Source organism: Polaromonas sp. P1_G1, assembly GCF_056405595.1.
In genome coordinates this window covers 1-354 of record NZ_JBFUBU010000318.1, presented here as the reverse complement: position 1 = coordinate 354, position 354 = coordinate 1, and the positions used below count along the sequence as shown (strand labels likewise).

Here is a 354-nt window from a genome sequence, read left to right as displayed (position 1 = left end):
GCAGAGACCTTGCCATAGACGAGAAACTCACCGCGCAACGTTTGGATCTCGATACCGTGATCAAGGCTTCGCAGGCGGTATCCGGCGAAATTCGGATTGAGCGTTTGCTTGAAACGTTGATGTTGATATTGCTTAAAAGCGCCGGCGCACAAAAAGGAAGCCTGCTTTTACAAACTGGTGACGATTTACTGATTCAGGCAAAAGCGCAAGGCGACGCGATTCAAGTCTTGCAAGCCACACCGCCGCAGAACAGCGGAGACCTTAGTCTAATGGTGGTCAACTACGTCAGACATACGTGTGGATCTGTTGTATTGGCCGACGCATCCACCGACGATCGCTTCAACAGTGATCCTC

General features: G+C 51.1%; 1 protein-coding gene. It reads left to right on the top strand.

Translation table 11 applies throughout. The features are described 5' to 3' along the window. A partial coding sequence (locus tag AC1D1Y_RS27020; protein ID WP_477685041.1) for a hypothetical protein occupies positions 1 to 354 on the top strand: 354 nt, incomplete at both ends.